Below are 17357 nucleotides of genomic sequence, written 5' to 3' on the forward strand. Positions count from 1 at the left end.
CTCTTCAGTGGATCGGATTTGAATTCTGATAAGTCAAAGGGGATGGCAAATAGCGCAAGCCCTTAACCTTGAGGGCGCGGATGTATCAGACAAAACCCGCCATGTCCACCTGCCAAGCGGGGTTTCGGGCCAAGTTCAGCCATTAAATGCGGCGAAAATGCTCTCTCGCGGCCCGGATTTGGGAGATTTGGCGCCAAGACGGGGCCGCAGCGGACATTGTTCCGGAATCTTTGAAATCAGGGGAGACGCCACATGGACATGAAGAAATACGCTGCCGAGGCCATCGGCACGTTCTGGCTCACATTTGCAGGCTGCGGCAGCGCGGTGATCGCGGCCGGCTTTCCGCAGGTCGGCATCGGTCTGGTCGGCGTGTCCCTGGCCTTCGGCTTGAGCGTGGTCACCATGGCCTATGCGATCGGCCATATCTCGGGCTGCCATCTCAACCCGGCCGTCACGGTCGGCCTTGCCGCCGGGGGGCGCTTTCCGGCAGGCCAGATCCTGCCTTACGTGATCGCGCAAGTTTGCGGAGCAATCGTCGCCGCCGAGCTGCTCTATGTGATTGCCAGCGGCGCGCCCGGATTCGACGTCACCAAGGGCTTTGCCTCCAACGGCTACGCCGCGCATTCGCCCGGCCAGTACAGTATGGTCGTTTGCTTCGTCACCGAGGTTGTGATGACCATGATGTTCCTGTTCGTCATCATGGGCTCGACCCACGGCCGCGCGCCCGCAGGCTTTGCGCCGCTCGCGATCGGACTCGCGCTGGTGATGATCCATCTCGTCAGCATCCCCATCACCAACACGTCGGTGAACCCGGCGCGCAGCACCGGCCCCGCGCTATTCGTTGGCGGCTGGGCGCTGTTGCAGCTCTGGCTGTTCTGGGTCGCTCCACTGATCGGCGGCGCGCTGGGCGGCGTGATCTATCGCTGGCTCAGCGAGGAGCCCTCAGGCGTCGTCGCGGGCGTGAAGACGGCCTAGAGCGCTTTCGAGCGAAGTGGATACCGGTTCGCGCAAAGAAATCGCGTCAAAACAAAAACTCTAGACCAAAAAGCGGGATCGCAGCTTTTGCTGCGGTCCCCTCACTTGGCTTTCGAAGGCCTGACCTCGGTGACGTGGCCCATCTTGCGGCCGGGACGCGGCGTGCCCTTGCCGTAGATGTGGACGGTCGCGCCCGGCACGCTCAGCCAGCTCTCGTAATCGTTGATCTCGTCGCCGATCAGATTGGTCATGGTGACGACCTCACCGTGACGCAGGGGCTTGCCGAGCGGCCAGCCGGCAATGGCGCGGATGTGCTGCTCGAACTGGGAGACCGACGCGCCGTCGAGCGTCCAGTGTCCGGAATTGTGCACGCGCGGAGCGATCTCGTTGACCAGCACCTTCGATCCGCCGCCATTGGCGAGCACGAACATCTCCACCGCCAGCACGCCGACATAGTCGAGCGCTGTCGCGATCTTGCCGGCGATGCTGCGCGCCTCTTCGGCGAGCCCATCCGGAATCGGCGCAGGCGCGCGGGAAATCTTCAGAATGTGGTCGCGATGCTCGTTCTCGGTGACGTCGAAGCATTCGACCTGGCCTGCCACTGAGCGCGCGGCGATCACGGAGATCTCGCGCTCGAACGGCACGAAGGCCTCCAGGATCGCCGACTTGGTGGTGAGGCCGGTCCAGACCTTTGCGATGTCGTCGCCCTCGCGGATGATCGCTTGGCCCTTGCCGTCATAGCCGAAGCGGCGGGTCTTCAGCACGGCGGGGAGGCCGATCTTGGCGATCGCCTCGCGCAACGATGCGACCGAGGTGACGTCGGCGTAGGCGGCGGTGCCGATGCCGAGCCGCGTCACGAAATCCTTCTCGGCCAGCCGATCCTGGGTGGTCTCGAGGATCTTGCGGTTGGGCAGCACGGGGCGGCGTGCGTCCAGCACCATGGCGGCCGCGGCCGGCACGTTCTCGAATTCATAGGTGATGACGTCGACATCATGGGCGAACAGCTCGAGCGCCTCGACATCGGCATATTCAGCGCAGGTTGCGTTCAGCACGACGTCGAAAGCCGGCGAATCCGGATCGGGCGAGAACACCTGGCAGCGCAGGCCGAGCCGCGCCGCCGCCATGGCCAGCATCCGTCCGAGTTGTCCGCCGCCGAGGATTCCGATGGTGTCGCCGGGCTTCAGCTTCACCTGCTTTGCGTCAGTCACGCCTTGTCCTCCGGGCGCTCGGCAACCGCCTCGGTCTGGGCCTTGCGCCAGGCGGCCAGGCGGTCGGACAGGGCTGGATCGGACAGCGCCAGCACGGACGCCGCGAGCAGCGCCGCGTTGATCGCGCCAGCCTTGCCGATCGCGAGCGTGCCGACCGGAATGCCGGCGGGCATCTGAACGATCGAATAGAGCGAATCGATGCCCTTCAGCGTCCTGGACTCGACCGGCACGCCGAACACCGGCAGCTCCGTCAGCGCCGCGGCCATGCCGGGCAGATGCGCGGCACCGCCGGCGCCGGCGATGATGACCTTGAAACCGGCCGCCTTGGCGCCCTTGGCGAAGCTAAAGAGTCGGTCGGGGGTGCGGTGTGCCGAAACGATGCGGGTGTCGGAGGTGACACCAAGCGCTGTGAGCGTGTCGGCGGCGTGCCGCATCGTCTCCCAGTCCGACTGGCTTCCCATGATGATGGCGATCGGCGCGGTCATGACGTCAATTGTGCTCGGAAAACAGAAAGATAGGCCAGATTAACGGTTCCGGCCGGCGGCTCGCAAGGCGGTGGCAAGGAGAAGGGAATGCACTATCCTGTCTTGGTGAATCCCCGCAAGCCTTCATTGAGCAGGATGCCCATGAAGAAACCAAAAAGGGCGACCGCTGCGAAGGCCAAAAAGGGCCGAAAAACCAGCAGGAGCCGAACGAAAACTGCACCCAAGCGGTCCAAGACTGCGGGGTCCAAGGCTGCGGGATCCAAGGCTGCGGCGCTGCGCCGCGTGCCCGCAGCCCGCGCTGCCAAGGAAACTGGCAAGGAAACCAGCAAGGCGACGATCCGAGGCCTGCGGACCAAGCTTACGCAGACGCTGCGGCGCGTCGCCGAGCTCGAGGCGGCAGCCGACACCGATTTCCTGCTGGACATACCCAACCGGCGCGGCTTCGAGCGTGAGCTCCAGCGCGCCATCGCCTACATGAAACGCTACCGCGCCAGCGGCGCGCTGATCGTGCTCGACGTCGACCGGTTGAAGCCGATCAATGATTCCTTCGGTCATGGCGCTGGCGACGAGGTGCTGAAGGCGATCGCCGCGACGCTGACACGACAGATCCGCGCCTCCGACGTGGTCGGCCGTCTCGGCGGCGATGAGTTTGCTTTGTTGCTGTGGAATCTCAGCGAGACCGATGCCAAGGCGAAGGCGGCCATTTTCGAGCAGGCGATCGACGATTTGTCGTTCACCTTTCGCGGCCAGCACGTGACCGCGGGCGCCTCCGCTGGTGTCGCGTTGCTCGGCGCGCAGTCCGATGCGGCCCGCGCGCTGGAGGAGGCCGATGCCGCCATGTATGTGCGCAAGGCGCACCGGCGGCACGAGCCGCGGATCAGGCTTGTGAGCAGCTGACTTTACAGCGTTGCGAGATCTTCCGGCACGTTGCCGAATTTGCGCAGCAGCGTGGCGTCACCGAATTCGCCGGTCATGGGATCGCCGCTGCGGCTGAATGCGACCGCGCCGATGTGGCCCGCACCGTGCGCGAGAGCTTCGGCGCGCCGCAACGCGGCCGTCGAGCTCTGGCATTCCTCGGCGGCGCCGGCGACAGGCGATCCGTCGGCATCGATCAGGAAGGGCATTGCAACGTAGTAGGTTACGTCCGACATGGCGTTGCTCCGGTGATCAAAACTAGGCGGTGCTGCTCTTGCCCCGCGTCCAGCTGCGCGAGGTCTCGGGAATGCAGCCGGCCGAAATCGCCGCCTGCAGCTCTTCCAGTTCGGCCTCCAGATATTCGTTGGCCATGATCAGCGCCTTGATGGTGCTGCGCAGATTGCCGTCGCACATCGCGATCGCCTGATTGCAGGCTTGTTCGTAATAGCTGTTGTCGAGAAGGGCGGGGACTGACATCTGCGGTGTCCTTGCGGGTTGTCCTTGGGCGTTTGCTGGGGGCTCGGGGCGGGGTTATGTTCCTCTTTTGTTCTTTCTAAGTCAAGCGGATTCATACGTGGCAATCCGCGACTGCTCGCAGATCAGGCGATGATGTCGGGCGTGATCTGGTCTTCGATGAAGGCGATACGGTCGCGCAACAACAGCTTGCGCTTCTTCAACCGCTGTAACCGCAACAGGTCGGGGGCGGGCGATTGATGCAGTGCATCGATCGCCGCATCGAGATCTCGGTGTTCCTGCTGCAACCGGGTAAGCTCGGCTTCGAGCTCACGCTCGTCTTCATTGGTCATGTTTGCGGTGGCCGAAAACCGATAGGCTGAAATTAAGGCTGTGGATGCCCTGTGGAAATTATCGTCCTTGCGCGGCGTGATCGCAAGCGATCTGCGATCTTCGCGCACCGCTCTCTCGCAAGATATTTCAACGATTCGCAGCCGTGTCGCGCAAGCACATTGATATCATGGATTTTTCACCGCGTGGTTCCTTACTCACGGTTCGTTACATATGAATTTTCAAAAATGACGGTGCGACGACGGATACCCATCGACAGAACGAATCGGTGATGTACACTTCCTCGTCCGGATCGAATCCAAGGTTCACCCCTACCGAGGAGGTTTCGAATGACAATTCAGGCACATCTGGTTGAATTGGAACGGAAGCACAAAACTCTCGAACACGAATTGCACGAAGCTCTCGTGCACCTTTCAACAGACGACCTGCAAATTGTTGAGTTGAAGCGCCGCAAGTTGATGGTCAAGGACCAGATCGAGCGTCTGAAGCACACCGGCGACACGCTCCACTAGTAACCCCGTAACAGTGCAGAGTTTGATCGGATCCTTTCAGGCAGGGATGAGAGCCTTTGCGCTCATCCCTGCTGTAAGGTGCGCGCCGTGCAATCGTTGTTGCGCGGGCGTTTAGATTTCGGCCAACTCGGCGACGTGGTCTGCGATCGCGAGCGACGATGTCAGTCCCGGCGATTCGATGCCGAACAGATTGATCAAACCCGCGACGCCATGGTCGCGCGGACCCTGCATCAGGAAATCCTGCGTTGCTACGGCCGGCGGCACGATCTTCGGGCGGATGCCCGAGTAGCTTGGCATCAACGCGCCATCGGGAAGCGTCGGCCAGTATTTGCGGATCGCAGGATAGAAGCGCTCGGCGCGCGACGGATCGACCTCATAGTCGATCGTCTCGATCCATTCGACGTCGGGGCCGAAGCGCGCCTGTCCTGCCATGTCCAGCGTCAGATGCACGCCGAGCCCGCCGGGCTCGGGCACGGGATAGATCAGGCGCGAGAACGGTGCGCGCGCGTTGCAGCTGAAATAGTTTCCCTTGGCGAGATAGGCCGGCGGAATCCGGTCAATCGGCATGCCGTCGATGTGCCGCGCCACGGTCGTCGCCGAAAGCCCGGCGGCGTTGACGAGCAGGCCGCATTGCAGCGTCATCGGCGCTTCGCCGCCGGCCTCGATCTCGATCATTCCAGCGTCCGCCTTGGCGCGGATCAGCGGCGTGTGAAACGCAAAGGCTGCGCCCGCTTCCTCGGCCTCGCCGCGCAGCGAGAGCATGTAGGCATGGCTGTCGATGATGCCGGTCGACGGCGACAGCAGTGCGGCGTCACAGGCCAGCGCCGGCTCCAGCGCCCGCGCGGCTTCACCCGAGAGCAACAGCATGTCGAGCACGCCGTTGGCCTCGGCATGCGCCTTGATCGATTGCAGCTTCTCGGTTTCCTTCGCATTGGTCGCGACGATCAGCTTGCCGCAATTCTTGTGCGGGATGCCGCGCTCGCCGCAATAGCGGTACAGCGCGTGCTTGCCGCTGACGCACATGCGCGCCATCCAGCTTCCGGCGCGGTAATAGATCCCGGCATGGATCACCTCGCTGTTGCGTGAGGAGGTGATGGTGCCGATGGCCTCGGCCTCTTCGAGCACAATCACTTCGCGCCCGGCCTGGGCCAGCTTCCGGGCCACCGCGAGCCCGACCACGCCCGCTCCGATGACGACGCAGTCGACCCTATCCATGGTTGTGCAGAAGTCCCGCTGAAGGTGCCGAGAGGGCCGGTTTGCCTGGGAAACGCGCCGCGCGGCCGTTGTCCGTTAAGGAAGCATTTATCATGTCAGGGCAATTGCCGTATTTCGCGTCACATTTTTCTGTTGGGCGTACAGGCGTTTACCCGATCCAAACCCGTGAAGCCAGACAATCCGCAGTTGAAATTGCGGGTGGCTGATGGCTGAGAAGAACTGGCAGGAAGGCAGCATGCTTCCGATTGCTGTGCAGGCCGTCGTGTGCCTGGCCAGCGCGGCCGCGCCGTCGCGTGCCTACGCGGACAGCTTCACCCCGCCGAACTATCTTGGCAATCTCGACCCCAATCTGGTGTGGGAAGCCCTGATCGGGGGCGTTGTCGTCTGCGCGTTCCTGGCGGCGATCGCGCTGTGGATCCATTCCGCGCTGCGCCGGAGCAAGCGTTCGCAGTTGCGGCGCAACGCCTTCGTCTCCTCCGCCATGAACAATCTCAACCAGGGCGTGGTGATGACGGATGCGCAGCGGCGCGTCATCTTCTGCAACGACCGCTATCTCGAGATCTACGGCCTGACGCGCTCGGACTTGTGGAGCGGCATGACCGGCTACGACATCCTCGAGTTGCGGCGCAAGCGCGGGGTCCTCGCCGTCTCCGACGACGACTTCTACGAGAAGGCGGCAAGCCCGAACGGCCTGATCAGCGAGCTGCCGGACGGCCGCGCCATCCTGGTTAAATATTTCATCCTGCCGAACGGTGGCTCGGTGGCGACCCATCTCGACGTCAGCGAGCAGCGCAAGCTGTCGCGGCAGCTCGCCTCGACCAAGCAATTCCTGGAAACGGTGCTGGACAACGTTCCGGCCTGCGTGGCCGCTAAGAACATCGAGGACGGCCGCTACATCTTTGCCAACCGCGCCTATGAGCGGTTCTGGGGCTTTTCGCGCGACCAGGTCGTCGGCAAGAATGCGCGCGAGCTGTTCGGCCCGAAATCGGCGGCGAGCATCGAGGCGACCGACCGGGCCGCGCTGCTGGCCCCGGAAGGACAGTATCGCAACGAATTCGAGGTCGAGGTCCAACGCGACCAGACCCGGCGCATGGTGGCCTCGATCCGGATCGTGGTCCGCAACGAAAGCAACAAGCCGGAATTCCTGCTGGTGGTGTTCGAGGACATCACCGATCGGCAATCGCTGTCGATGGAGCTGGAGAGCACCAAGAAGTTTCTCGAGCTGGTGGTCGACAACATCCCGGTGGCGCTGATCGTGGAGCAGGTCAAGGATGGCCGCTATCTGCTCGCCAACCGCAGTGCCGAAACGATTCTCAACCGCAGGCGCGAGGAAGCCACCGGCCTGACCGCCTCCGATATCTTCAATGCCAAGGAAGCCAAGCTGATCATCGCGCGCGACGAGGCCGCGATCAAGAAGCGCGGGATGATCACCGAGGAGCATCCGATCTCCACCAAGGACGGCCTGCGCCTGTTCCTGACCCGGCGCGCCACGGTGCTCAACGATGCCGGCGAGCCGCAATACCTGATCAAGACCCATGAGGACGTCACCAACCGCCGGCAGACCGAGTCGCGGATGGCGCACATGGCCTATCATGACGGCCTCACCGACCTGCCGAACCGCGCCGCCTTCCTTCAGGCGTTGAACCAGATGATCGAGGCTTGCGAGGGGACCGACGAGGAATTCGCGGTCCTGTGCGTCGATCTCGACGGCCTCAAGGAAGTCAACGACGTGTTTGGCCATGCGCTCGGGGACAAGCTGCTGATCGAGGTGGCCCAGCGGCTGCAGGACACCGCACGCGGCGGGCTGGTGGCGCGGCTGTCCGGCGACGAATTCGGCCTGATTATCGACGGCAAGCAGCCCGACGCGGGCCTCGCCCTTGCGCAGCAACTCGGCGAGGCGCTTGCGCCGGAATTCCACATCGACGGCCGCGCGGTCCGCGCCGGTATCTCCACCGGCATGTCGGTCTTCCCGCACAATGGCCCCGACGGGGCCTCGCTGCTCGCCAATGCCGGCGCGGCCCTGTTCCGCGCCAAGCAGAAATCGCGCGGTACGATCAGCCTCTACCAGCCCGAGATGGACCAGCAGATCCGCGACCGCCGCGTGCTGCACCAGGATCTGTCGAAGGCGATCAAGAACGGCGAGCTGTCGCTGGCCTTCCAGCCCCAGGGCATCGCGCGCAACAGTGTCGCCGAGAGCGAGATCATCGGCTTCGAGGCTCTGGCGCGCTGGCAGCATCCGGTACGCGGCCAGGTCTCGCCGGCCGAATTCATCCCGATCGCGGAAGAAAGCGGCCTGATCGTCGAGATGGGCGAATGGATCCTGCGCCAGGTCTGCCGCGAGGCGGCGTCGTGGCCGAAGCCGCTGCAGGTCGCGGTCAATCTGTCGCCGGCGCAGTTCATGCACGGCGACGTCGTCGGTCTGGTCCATTCGATCCTGATCGAGACGGGTCTGGCGCCCGGCCGGCTCGAGCTCGAAATCACCGAGGGCGTGCTGATCGAGGACTTCGATCGCGGCCTGGCGCTGCTGCGCCGCCTGAAGGCGCTGGGCGTCCGTATCTCGATGGACGATTTCGGCAGCGGCTATTCCTCGCTGAGCTATCTCCAGGCGTTCCCGTTCGACAAGATCAAGATCGACCGCGCCTTCATCATGAATCTCGGCCGCAACCCGCAATCGGCTGCGATCGTCCGCGCCGTGATCGATCTCGGTCACGGCCTCGAAATGTCGATCATCGCCGAGGGCGTCGAGACGATCGACCAGCTCACCTTCCTCGCCAGGGAAGGCTGTGACGGCGTGCAGGGCTATCTGCTCGGCAAGCCGCTGCCGATCGGGCAATATGCCGGCCTCGTCGGCCGCGTCGAGGCCATGGAGCTTGCGCTCAAGACCGGCTAGTGGTGTTGGGCAAAATCCTATCGTTCCTCTCGACGGCTTCATGGCGGATTACGATCTCGCGATCATTGGTGGCGGCCTGAACGGTGTCAGCCTCGCGCGCGATGCCGCCGGCCGCGGGCTGCGGGTGATCTTGATCGAGCAGGGCGATCTGGCTGGTGCTGCCTCGTCGGCGACACCGCGATTGATCCATGGCGATTTATCCGTGCTGGAGCGGCGTGGCTTCTGGCGGGTGCGCCGGGCATTGGCCGAGCGGGCGACCTGGCTCCGGATCGCGCCGCATCTGGTGCGGCCGATGAGTTTTGTGATCCCCGCCCATTCCGACGAGCGTCCGCCATGGCTGTTGCGCGCAGGGCTGTATGTTTATGACGCCCTCGCGAACCGCGGCGGCCTGCCCGGATCGACCACCCTCGACATCACGCATCATCCGGTCGGCAACGCGCTGAAGCGGCCGTTCGGCATCGCGTTTGAATATGCCGATTGCGTCGTCGACGATTCGCGCCTGGTGGTGCTCACGGCGCTGGATGCCACTGAGCGTGGCGCCGCGATCCGGACCGGGGCGCGTTGCGTGCGCGCCGACAGGACCGACATCTGGCGGCTCGCGCTGATCGACCGCGGCCATCGCCGGGTGATTACGGCACGTGCGCTGGCCAATGCCACCGGCGGCTGGACGTCGATGGTCGCCGAGACCGTGCTGAGGCAGAAGCAGCCGGCCTTGGCGGCCACGCAGATGAGCCAGATCGTGGTGCCCAAACTGTTCGAGTCCGACAACGTCTATGTCTTCCAGAACAGCGACGGGCGGCTGATTTTTGCGAGCCCGTTCGAGCGTGATTTCACGCTGGTCGGCACGGTCACGCACGATTTCACCGGCGATCCCGCAATTGTCGCGATGCCGGGCGCCGATGTCAGCTATCTCTGCGAGGCCGCGAGCCGCTATTTCCGCGAGCGCGTTGCCCCGACCGACGTGGTGCGCACGGTCTCCGGCGTCAATATGATGCCCGCGTCCGCGCGGCGACGCGACGGGACGACGCTGTTCCACGCACGCCGGCGCAAGGCGCCGCTGCTCACCATGTTCGGCGGCGACGTCACCACCTCGCGGCTGCGCGCGGAGCGGGCGGTGACGCGGCTGACGCCGTTCTATCCGATGTCGCCGCGCTGGACCGCCGGCGCAGCGCTGCCCGGCGGAGATTTTGCCTGGGATCGTTTCGAGACCGAAGTCGACCTAGCCCGCCACCGCTGGCGCTTTCTCTCCGAGCCGCAGGCCCGGCGCCTGGTTGCGGCCTACGGCTCGCGATTGCCCGCCGTGCTGGGCGAGGCGAAGGCACGCGATGAACTCGGCCCAAGCTTCGGTCCCGACCTGACCGGCGCCGAAGTGCGCTATCTCATGGCCTGGGAATGGGCGCGCTTTCCGGAGGACATCCTGTGGCGCCGCTCCAAGCTCGGCCTGACCATGCCGGCGGCGGACCGCGACGCGCTGGCTGCGTTCATCGCGGGTGTGAACGATCCGCCTCGAACCGGTTGAGCAAAGCCCGATCCGCCGCTAGCGTGCAGCGGCATTGGGGTTGGCAGGGACTATGACTGACGAGTTGCCCAGAACGAGCGCCGCGGCCAATGCGGCCGGAGATGCGCATCCGGCCACGGGCGAGCCGCTGCTGCGCATCGAGGGCGTCGCCAAGACGTTCGGGACGTTTCGTGCGGTCGACGGCGTATCGCTCGACATCAAGGCCGGAGAGTTTTTTGCGCTACTTGGCCCCAGCGGCTGCGGCAAGACCACGCTGCTGCGCATGCTCGCGGGCTTCGAGGCCCCGGACGAGGGGCGCATCCTACTCGGTGGCAAGGATATCGCGCAGGCGTTGCCGCACGAGCGCCCGATCAACATGATGTTCCAGAACTACGCGCTGTTTCCGCATCTCACGGTGCGCGACAACATCGCCTTCGGCCTCAAGCGCGCCGGCATGGCACGCGCCGACATCGCAACGCGCGTCGCGGAGATGGTTGCGCTGGTGAAGCTGGACGGGCTGGAGAAGCGCAAGCCCGATCAGCTCTCCGGCGGCCAGCGCCAGCGTGTCGCGCTGGCCCGCGCGCTGGCGCGCCGGCCGCAATTGTTGCTGCTCGACGAGCCGCTCGCAGCCCTCGACAAGAAATTGCGCGAAAACACGCAGGGCGAGCTGATGGAGCTGCAGCGCTGGCTCGGCATGACCTTCATCATCGTCACCCACGATCAGGAGGAGGCGATGACGATGGCGAGCCGGATCGGCGTGATGAACGCCGGCAAGCTCGCCCAGGTCGCTGGCCCCCGCGAACTCTACGAGGCACCGCGCTCGCGCTGGATCGCGGAGTTCGTCGGCGACATCAATCTGTTCGACGCCGAGTCCAAATTGCGCGACGGTCATCGCCTGGTCATTGGCACGCGCGATGCGGGCACGCTGGTGGTGGCCGAGCCGCGCCAGCCTGTCGGCGAGAGCAGATTTTCCGTCGCGATCCGCCCCGAAAAGATCAAGCTGTCGCGTCGTGGTCCCGTGAGCGAGGCCGGTCATGAAACCACGATTAACCGGCTGGACGGCGTGATCGCCGACATCTGCTATCTCGGCGGCACCACCACCTACAAGGTCAAGCTCGATACCGGTGGAATGGTACAGGCGTCCGTCGCCAACAGCGCGCGCCTCGATGTCGATGCCTACAGCCTGAACCAGCAAATCGTCGCGTGGTTCACGCCCGACGACTGCGTGGTGCTGCCGTCATGAGCGCACGCCGGATTTTCGCGCGCCCGGCGCGCTTTGCCGCGATCGCGCCCTATGTCTGGATGGTGCTGTTCTTCCTGGTGCCGTTCGGCTTCGTGCTGAAGATCAGCCTGTCGCAAACGGCAATTGCGCAGCCGCCTTACGAGCCGGTGTTCGACCTGACGGCGGGGTGGACGGCGATCCGGGCGGCCTTTGCCGCGTTGGGATTCGACAATTTCAGGCTGATCGCCTCCGACGACCTTTATGTGTTCGCCTATCTGCGCAGCCTCACCGTTGCGGTGACGGCGACCGCGTTGCTGTTGCTGATCGGCTATCCCATCGCGTACGGCATGGCGCGGCTGCCGAAGCGCTGGCAGGCGGTGGCGATGGTGCTGGTGATCGTGCCGTTCTGGACCTCGTTCCTGATCCGCATCTATGCCTGGATCAACATCCTCCAGCATGACGGCCTGCTCAATCAGATCCTGCTGGCGCTGCATCTGGTCAGCCAGCCGGTGGTGTGGCTGTCCACCGACACCGCGATGTATGTCGGCATCGTCTATTCCTATTTGCCGTTCATGATCCTGCCGCTCTACGCCACGCTCGCCAAGATGGAGCCGGCACTGGAGGAAGCGGCCAGTGATCTCGGCGCGCCGCGCTGGCAGGTGTTCTGGCTGGTGACTTTCCCGCTGTCGCTGCCGGGCGTCGGCGCCGGCGTGCTCTTGTGCTTCATCCCTGTTGTCGGCGAGTTCGTGATCCCGGATCTTCTCGCCGGCTCCAATTCGCTGATGATCGGCCAAACGCTATGGCTCGAATTCTTCACCAACAAGGATTGGCCGGTGGCATCGAGCGCAGCGATCGTGCTGCTCGTGGTGCTGCTGCTGCCGCTTCTGCTCTACGAGCGTCTGCAGCGGCAGCAGTTGGAGGAGAGGTGAGATGCGCAAAGTCTCTCGCCTGTCCCGCTTCAACATCGCTTCGCTCGCGCTGGGCCTCGCCTTCCTCTATCTGCCGATCCTCATTCTCGTCATCTATTCCTTCAACGCCTCGCGACTGGTGACGGTGTGGGGCGGCTGGTCGCTGCGCTGGTACCACGAGTTCTTTGGCGACCGCGCCATGATCGAGGCATCCTGGATGAGCCTGCGGGTCGCGGTCTCGTCCGCGACCATCGCCACGTTGATCGGCACGCTGGCCGCGGTGGCGCTGGCGCGCGGCGAGCGCTTTCGCGGCCGTACGTTGTTCTCCGGCATGCTCTATGCGCCGCTGGTGATGCCGGAGGTGATCACGGGATTGTCGCTGCTGCTGCTGTTCGTCGCGCTGAACGCCGAGCGCGGTTTCTGGACGGTGACGATCGCCCATACCACGCTGACGATGTGCTTCGTCGCCGTCGTCGTGCAGTCGCGCCTCGGCTCGCTGGACCGCTCGCTGGAGGAGGCGGCGATGGACCTCGGCTGCGCCCCCGTCCGCGCCTTCCTGTCGGTGACGCTACCGCTGATCGCGCCCGCGATCGTCGCCGGATGGATGCTCGCCTTCACGCTCTCGCTCGACGATCTCGTGATTGCGAGTTTTACAACCGGTCCCGGTTCGGCGACCTTGCCGATCAGAATCTATTCCGAGGTGCGGCTCGGCGTGAAGCCGGAGATCAACGCGATCTGTACGCTGGTGATCGCCCTGATCGCGGTCGTCATCGTCATCGCTTCGCTCGCCTCAAAGCTGTCGAGCTCGCAGGGCGAGAGCGCGGCGCCTCTCTAGACGGGGATGGGTCATGATGTTCGCCTACCGGATACTCGTCCATACGCCGCCCTGGGTCTGGATCCTGCTCGCCTATCTGGTCTGGCAGGGCATCAAGGCGATGCAGCCGCGCACGATTCCGATCTGGCGTGCACTGATCGTCCCGGTCGTCTTCATCGTCTGGGGAATCTCGCGGATCGGATTCGGGCATCAGGATAACGCCTGGCCGCTGGTCGCCTGGATCGCGGCCGCGCTGGTGCTGTTGCCTCTTGGCGTGCTGACGCCGCGTCCGTTTGAGGTCGATCACAAGACGGGTGAGATCATCCGTCCAGGCAGCGCGCTCGGGCTGATCCGCAATCTCGTCGTGTTCACTCTGCAGTACACGGTGAGCGTGATCTCGGCCATCGACGCAGGCGATCGCGCGGTGGCCTTCATCGTCGGCCGCGCCATCTCGGGCGCGACCGCCGGCTACTTTTTCGGCTCGATGATCGCGCTCCTGATCGCCTACCGCAGGAAGCGCGCAGCGGACGCCTAGAGTTTGAGCATGATCTTGTCGGAAAACCGCTTCACACTTTTCCGAATCATGTCCCTTAGGACTTCACCGCACCCGCCGTCAGCCCGCCCACCATGTAGCGGCGGAAGGCGTAATAGACCGCGGCCGGCGGCAGTGCGTAGATGAAGCCGGTCGTCATCAGCAGCTCCCAGGGCGAGTCGTCGGCGGCGAGGAAGTTGCCGAGCGCGACGGGAAGCGTGATCTCGCGATCGTTCGAGAGCAGCAGGAACGCGTAGAGATATTCGTTCCAGGCGAGCAGCACCGCATAGGTGCCGATCGCGACCAGCGAAGGCATCATCAGCGGCAGGTAGACCAGGCGGAAGATCTGCAGCGTGGTGGCGCCGTCCATCACCGCGGCTTCATCCAGTTCGACCGGCAGCTTGTCCGAGGCCTGCTTCAGCACCCAGATCGCGTAAGGCGAGGCGATCGTCACCATCGCCAGGATCAGCGCCCAGTGATTGTTGAGCAGGCCGTAATTGCCCATGGTGCGGTACATCGGCACGGCAAGGAATGCCGCCGGGATGAAATAGGTGAACAGCGCGAGGTTCAGCACCATGCGCCCGCCGGGCACCTTCAGCCGCGAGATCGAGAACGCCGCGGCGGTGGCGATGAACAGCGTCAGCACGCCGACGGATGCGGCGATCACCAGCGAATTCCAGAATTGAATATAGAAGTCGCGCAGGAAATAGTGCTGCTGCTTGAACACGATTTCGAAGTTGTGCAGCGTCGGATGGTCCGGCCACAGCTTGCCCGAGAACGCGTCCTCCTTCGGAGAGATCGCGAACAGGAACATGTGGTAGATCGGGATCATCGTCCACAGGAAGACGGGAATGCCGATCAGCAGTAACCGCGCTTCGGTCGCGACGTCGCGCCAAGAAAATTCGCTTACGCCGGGAAGCTTCATCGCGACAACCGTTTCATCATGAAATACACGAGCGGCAGGACGAACGGCATCGCGCAGACGATGGAGGCCATCGCGAGCGAGAGCTGGTCGAGCCGGAGATAGCGGATACCGAGCGTCGACAGCACGTGCGTGAGGTCGGCCGGGCCGCCGCCGGTGAGCAGATAGACGCTGTTGAAATCGCCAAGCGTCCAGATCATCGAGAGCAGCGTGCAGGTGATATAGAGCGTCTGCATCGACGGCCAGGTGATGAAGCGGAATTTCTGCCACCAGCTGGCGCCATCGACCTCGGCGGCCTCGAACAGGTCCTGCGCGATCGCGAGGCGCCCGGTGATCAGGATCAGCGTCCAGAACGGCAGCGACTTCCAGATGTGCACACCGATCGCCATGGTCAGCGCAACCGTCGGGTCGTTCAGCCAGTTCGGGCCATCATCGCCGGTGAAGGAGAAGATCAGGTGGTTGACCATGCCCCATTCGGGATTGAACATGAAGCGGACCGACAGGATGGTCGGGATCGACGGGACCGCCCAGGGCAGGATGAAGATCACAGAGAGCCATTTGATCCAGGTGCGCTGTTGGGCGAAGAAGCCGGACAGGAACAGTGCGATCAGCATCTTGATGTTGATGCCGATGACCAGGAAGATCAGCGTATTGACCGCGGCGCGCGCGAAGATCGGGTCGTTATAGAGCGCGACATAGTTCGATGGCGCCCGCGCCAGCCAAAGCCCGTAGCAGACGGGATAGACCACGAAGGCGAGGAAAACGAGCAGATAGGGCGCGAGCAGCGCGATGCCCCAGACCTGCGCCGGGGTCAGCCGCGGCGACAGGGGCGGGGCGGGGATCGACTGATCGCCAGAGAGCGTGATCGCCATTCTTTTAGGACTCTTCTCTCGAATCTTAACCTCTCCCCGCTTGCGGGGAGAGGTCGGATCGACTCCTTGGGCGATCCGGGTGAGGGGGTACAGGACTCACCACAAGCACAGCTCGCGGATAGAGCCCCTCACCCCAACCCTCTCCCCGTAAGAACGGGGAGAGGGAGGGCAACACTTAGCCTGCAACCTGCTTGATGCGGGCGATCAGTTCGTCGACGGCCTTGTCGACAGGGACCTTCTCGCTGACCACCCGGTTCATCGCCTTGGCCCAGACGTTCTCATTGTTCAGGATCGTGAACTTCCAGTTCTTGGTGAAGTCGAACGGCGCGGTGCCGCCGGTGAACTGGGTGTAGACCGCCTTGCGGTGCCGGTCGGACTGCCAGAACGGGCTCGCCTGGCTTTCCTTGGTCACCGGGAACCAGCGGCCAAGTGCACCTTCGATATAGGGTCGGACGTTATCTTCCTGCAGCAGGAAGCTGATGAACTGCTTGCCCTCCGCCTTGTTCCTGGCCGCGGCGAACATCAGCCCGGTCTTCACGTCGGAGCGGTAGCGGATGGTCGAACCATCCGGGGCCTTCGGAAAGGACGCGGTGATGATGTCCTGCTCATAGGCCTTCTTGCCGGCGTCGCGCTGCTCCTGGGTGAGGGCCTGGTTCTGCGAGTCCTCGTACCACTTCGCCGCGATCGAGATCGTGAAATTGTGGGTCATCACGATGGTCTTGTTGTGGAACGCGACGTTGTTGTCCGGGTCTTTCCAGGTCGTCGAGGACGGCGGGGTGCAGCCCTTGATGTAGGTGTCGGTGTAGTCCTTCAGCGCGTGGATCAGGCCGTCACGCACCTTGGGATCGTCGACCAAGAGCTTGCCGTCGTCGTCGACCAGCTTGACGTGGTAGGCGTCCATGAAGGTGTAGAACGACTGGAAGGCGTCGGTGGATTCCACGCCCATCGGCTGGCCGACGGCATAGATGCGCTGGCCGGTGGCCTTGCGGATCGCCGGCTGCACCTTGTCGCACCAGAAGCTCCAGTAGCCTTCCCAATCATTCGGGATGTCGCTCTGCTTGAAGCCCGCTTTCTCCAGCATGTCGTTCCAGATCTGGACGTGCATGCTCTGCTGCTTCAGCGGGAAGCCGTAATAGGCCTTCTTCTTGGTGACGTCGTTATAGAGGATCGAGGCGTCCAGCGTGTTCTGCACGAACCGGTCCTTGATCGGCTCCATGACGTCGGTCAGATCCTCGAGCTTGCCCTCGAAGGCCCACTTGCCCTGCGCCTGAACGTCGTAGGAATCGGAGTAGGCGACATCGGGCACGGTGCCGGCGTCGAGCGCTGCGACAGTCTTCGGAATCATGTCCTGGATCGCGTACTGCGACAATTCGACCTTGATGCCGGTTTTTGCTTCGAACTTCTTGATGGTCTCGATCAGTGCGTCGTCTTCGGACCTGTAGAAGCCCTTGGCAAACCACACCGTAATCGTCTTTTGCTGCGCAAATGCGGGTGCAGCGGCTGCGAACAGCCCGGCCGCAGCGACCGCCAGTGATACAGCGCCAATAATCTTGGATTTCACGTTTTTCTCCCTCAAGCCGCCGGT

Annotated in this window: 18 protein-coding genes; 9 read left to right on the forward strand and 9 right to left on the reverse strand. The window is 63.7% G+C overall.

The features are described from left to right. Positions 1 to 252 precede the first annotated feature (252 nt). The gene (aqpZ, locus tag ACP2YP_RS07650; protein ID WP_426423395.1) at positions 253 to 975 is read left to right on the forward strand and encodes an aquaporin Z; all 723 of its coding nucleotides are present in this window, start codon (positions 253 to 255) and stop codon (positions 973 to 975) included. A 101-nt stretch (positions 976 to 1076) separates the two neighbouring features. Here aqpZ and ACP2YP_RS07655 read toward each other — a convergent pair whose 3' ends face one another. Both ACP2YP_RS07655 and purE read right to left on the reverse strand, forming a co-directional pair. Further along, positions 1077 to 2183 carry a 5-(carboxyamino)imidazole ribonucleotide synthase gene (locus ACP2YP_RS07655; protein WP_426423396.1) on the reverse strand — a complete coding sequence of 369 codons (1107 nt, stop codon included), beginning with the start codon at positions 2181 to 2183 and terminating at the stop codon, positions 1077 to 1079. Further along, a complete protein-coding gene (gene purE, locus ACP2YP_RS07660; protein ID WP_426423397.1) occupies positions 2180 to 2668 on the reverse strand; it encodes a 5-(carboxyamino)imidazole ribonucleotide mutase in 489 nt (162 codons plus the stop codon). Before purE ends, ACP2YP_RS07655 begins: the two co-directional genes overlap by 4 nt. A 141-nt stretch (positions 2669 to 2809) precedes the next feature. Here purE and ACP2YP_RS07665 point away from each other — a divergent pair, with 141 nt between their 5' ends. Further along, a complete protein-coding gene (locus ACP2YP_RS07665; protein WP_426423399.1) occupies positions 2810 to 3565 on the forward strand; it encodes a GGDEF domain-containing protein in 756 nt (251 codons plus the stop codon). Between the two features lie 2 nt (positions 3566 to 3567). Here the strand turns inward: ACP2YP_RS07665 and ACP2YP_RS07670 are convergent, their stop codons facing one another. The 3 genes from ACP2YP_RS07670 to ACP2YP_RS07680 all read right to left on the reverse strand — a co-directional run bounded on the left by ACP2YP_RS07670 (position 3568) and on the right by ACP2YP_RS07680 (position 4389). Then, a complete protein-coding gene (locus tag ACP2YP_RS07670) occupies positions 3568 to 3819 on the reverse strand; it encodes a hypothetical protein (protein WP_148753968.1) in 252 nt (83 codons plus the stop codon). A 22-nt stretch (positions 3820 to 3841) separates the two neighbouring features. Then, the gene (locus ACP2YP_RS07675) at positions 3842 to 4060 is read right to left on the reverse strand and encodes a hypothetical protein (RefSeq protein WP_426423401.1); all 219 of its coding nucleotides are present in this window, start codon (positions 4058 to 4060) and stop codon (positions 3842 to 3844) included. A gap of 122 nt (positions 4061 to 4182) precedes the next feature. Continuing rightward, positions 4183 to 4389, reverse strand: a complete 207-nt coding sequence (locus ACP2YP_RS07680; RefSeq protein ID WP_008546179.1) for a YdcH family protein — start codon at positions 4387 to 4389, stop codon at positions 4183 to 4185. 327 nt (positions 4390 to 4716) lie between these two features. Here ACP2YP_RS07680 and ACP2YP_RS07685 point away from each other — a divergent pair, with 327 nt between their 5' ends. After that, positions 4717 to 4899 carry a YdcH family protein gene (locus ACP2YP_RS07685; protein WP_200469715.1) on the forward strand — a complete coding sequence of 61 codons (183 nt, stop codon included), beginning with the start codon at positions 4717 to 4719 and terminating at the stop codon, positions 4897 to 4899. 111 nt (positions 4900 to 5010) lie between these two features. On the opposite strand, the gene ACP2YP_RS07690 is transcribed toward ACP2YP_RS07685, so the two are convergent. Next, entirely contained in the window at positions 5011 to 6114 is a 1104-nt protein-coding gene (locus ACP2YP_RS07690) for an NAD(P)/FAD-dependent oxidoreductase (protein WP_426423402.1), read from the reverse strand. 205 nt (positions 6115 to 6319) lie between these two features. Here ACP2YP_RS07690 and ACP2YP_RS07695 point away from each other — a divergent pair, with 205 nt between their 5' ends. From ACP2YP_RS07695 to ACP2YP_RS07720, 6 genes are read left to right on the forward strand one after another with little or no spacing between them, the layout of a single operon-like run. Further along, positions 6320 to 9004 (forward strand): sensor domain-containing protein, encoded by a 2685-nt coding sequence (locus tag ACP2YP_RS07695; protein ID WP_426423404.1) that lies wholly within the window; start codon positions 6320 to 6322, stop codon positions 9002 to 9004. 40 nt (positions 9005 to 9044) lie between these two features. After that, complete coding sequence (locus tag ACP2YP_RS07700) at positions 9045 to 10523, forward strand: glycerol-3-phosphate dehydrogenase (RefSeq protein ID WP_426423406.1); 1479 nt, start codon at positions 9045 to 9047, stop codon at positions 10521 to 10523. Between the two features lie 52 nt (positions 10524 to 10575). Then, the gene (locus tag ACP2YP_RS07705; protein WP_426423408.1) at positions 10576 to 11745 is read left to right on the forward strand and encodes an ABC transporter ATP-binding protein; all 1170 of its coding nucleotides are present in this window, start codon (positions 10576 to 10578) and stop codon (positions 11743 to 11745) included. Then, positions 11742 to 12653 carry an ABC transporter permease gene (locus ACP2YP_RS07710; RefSeq protein WP_426423410.1) on the forward strand — a complete coding sequence of 304 codons (912 nt, stop codon included), beginning with the start codon at positions 11742 to 11744 and terminating at the stop codon, positions 12651 to 12653. The genes ACP2YP_RS07705 and ACP2YP_RS07710 overlap by 4 nt, the downstream gene beginning before the upstream one ends. A gap of 1 nt (position 12654) precedes the next feature. After that, entirely contained in the window at positions 12655 to 13467 is an 813-nt protein-coding gene (locus tag ACP2YP_RS07715; RefSeq protein WP_426423412.1) for an ABC transporter permease, read from the forward strand. A 13-nt stretch (positions 13468 to 13480) separates the two neighbouring features. Continuing rightward, a complete protein-coding gene (locus tag ACP2YP_RS07720) occupies positions 13481 to 13981 on the forward strand; it encodes a DUF6622 family protein (protein WP_426423414.1) in 501 nt (166 codons plus the stop codon). A gap of 55 nt (positions 13982 to 14036) precedes the next feature. Here the strand turns inward: ACP2YP_RS07720 and ACP2YP_RS07725 are convergent, their stop codons facing one another. The 3 genes from ACP2YP_RS07725 to ACP2YP_RS07735 form a co-directional block, all read right to left on the reverse strand. Next, a complete protein-coding gene (locus ACP2YP_RS07725) occupies positions 14037 to 14903 on the reverse strand; it encodes a carbohydrate ABC transporter permease (protein WP_426423416.1) in 867 nt (288 codons plus the stop codon). Beyond that, positions 14900 to 15772 carry a carbohydrate ABC transporter permease gene (locus tag ACP2YP_RS07730; protein ID WP_426423418.1) on the reverse strand — a complete coding sequence of 291 codons (873 nt, stop codon included), beginning with the start codon at positions 15770 to 15772 and terminating at the stop codon, positions 14900 to 14902. Before ACP2YP_RS07730 ends, ACP2YP_RS07725 begins: the two co-directional genes overlap by 4 nt. Positions 15773 to 15947: 175 nt before the next feature. Beyond that, positions 15948 to 17333, reverse strand: a complete 1386-nt coding sequence (locus ACP2YP_RS07735) for an ABC transporter substrate-binding protein (RefSeq protein ID WP_426423420.1) — start codon at positions 17331 to 17333, stop codon at positions 15948 to 15950. Positions 17334 to 17357 lie beyond the last annotated feature (24 nt).

It is taken from the genome of Bradyrhizobium genosp. A (genome assembly GCF_049949275.1).
Lineage (GTDB): Bacteria > Pseudomonadota > Alphaproteobacteria > Rhizobiales > Xanthobacteraceae > Bradyrhizobium.

What these genes read in the sequence shown, in the direction of transcription:
- aqpZ (WP_426423395.1), top strand. Translation starts at nt 253, where the DNA reads ATGGACATGAAGAAATACGCTGCCGAGGCCATCGGCACGTTCTGGCTC.
- purE (WP_426423397.1), bottom strand. Translation starts at nt 2,668, where the DNA reads ATGACCGCGCCGATCGCCATCATCATGGGAAGCCAGTCGGACTGGGAG.
- ACP2YP_RS07665 (WP_426423399.1), top strand. Translation starts at nt 2,810, where the DNA reads ATGAAGAAACCAAAAAGGGCGACCGCTGCGAAGGCCAAAAAGGGCCGA.
- ACP2YP_RS07670 (WP_148753968.1), bottom strand. Translation starts at nt 3,819, where the DNA reads ATGTCGGACGTAACCTACTACGTTGCAATGCCCTTCCTGATCGATGCC.
- ACP2YP_RS07675 (WP_426423401.1), bottom strand. Translation starts at nt 4,060, where the DNA reads ATGTCAGTCCCCGCCCTTCTCGACAACAGCTATTACGAACAAGCCTGC.
- ACP2YP_RS07680 (WP_008546179.1), bottom strand. Translation starts at nt 4,389, where the DNA reads ATGACCAATGAAGACGAGCGTGAGCTCGAAGCCGAGCTTACCCGGTTG.
- ACP2YP_RS07685 (WP_200469715.1), top strand. Translation starts at nt 4,717, where the DNA reads ATGACAATTCAGGCACATCTGGTTGAATTGGAACGGAAGCACAAAACT.
- ACP2YP_RS07690 (WP_426423402.1), bottom strand. Translation starts at nt 6,114, where the DNA reads ATGGATAGGGTCGACTGCGTCGTCATCGGAGCGGGCGTGGTCGGGCTC.
- ACP2YP_RS07695 (WP_426423404.1), top strand. Translation starts at nt 6,320, where the DNA reads ATGGCTGAGAAGAACTGGCAGGAAGGCAGCATGCTTCCGATTGCTGTG.
- ACP2YP_RS07700 (WP_426423406.1), top strand. Translation starts at nt 9,045, where the DNA reads ATGGCGGATTACGATCTCGCGATCATTGGTGGCGGCCTGAACGGTGTC.
- ACP2YP_RS07705 (WP_426423408.1), top strand. Translation starts at nt 10,576, where the DNA reads ATGACTGACGAGTTGCCCAGAACGAGCGCCGCGGCCAATGCGGCCGGA.
- ACP2YP_RS07710 (WP_426423410.1), top strand. Translation starts at nt 11,742, where the DNA reads ATGAGCGCACGCCGGATTTTCGCGCGCCCGGCGCGCTTTGCCGCGATC.
- ACP2YP_RS07715 (WP_426423412.1), top strand. Translation starts at nt 12,655, where the DNA reads ATGCGCAAAGTCTCTCGCCTGTCCCGCTTCAACATCGCTTCGCTCGCG.
- ACP2YP_RS07720 (WP_426423414.1), top strand. Translation starts at nt 13,481, where the DNA reads ATGATGTTCGCCTACCGGATACTCGTCCATACGCCGCCCTGGGTCTGG.
- ACP2YP_RS07725 (WP_426423416.1), bottom strand. Translation starts at nt 14,903, where the DNA reads ATGAAGCTTCCCGGCGTAAGCGAATTTTCTTGGCGCGACGTCGCGACC.
- ACP2YP_RS07730 (WP_426423418.1), bottom strand. Translation starts at nt 15,772, where the DNA reads ATGGCGATCACGCTCTCTGGCGATCAGTCGATCCCCGCCCCGCCCCTG.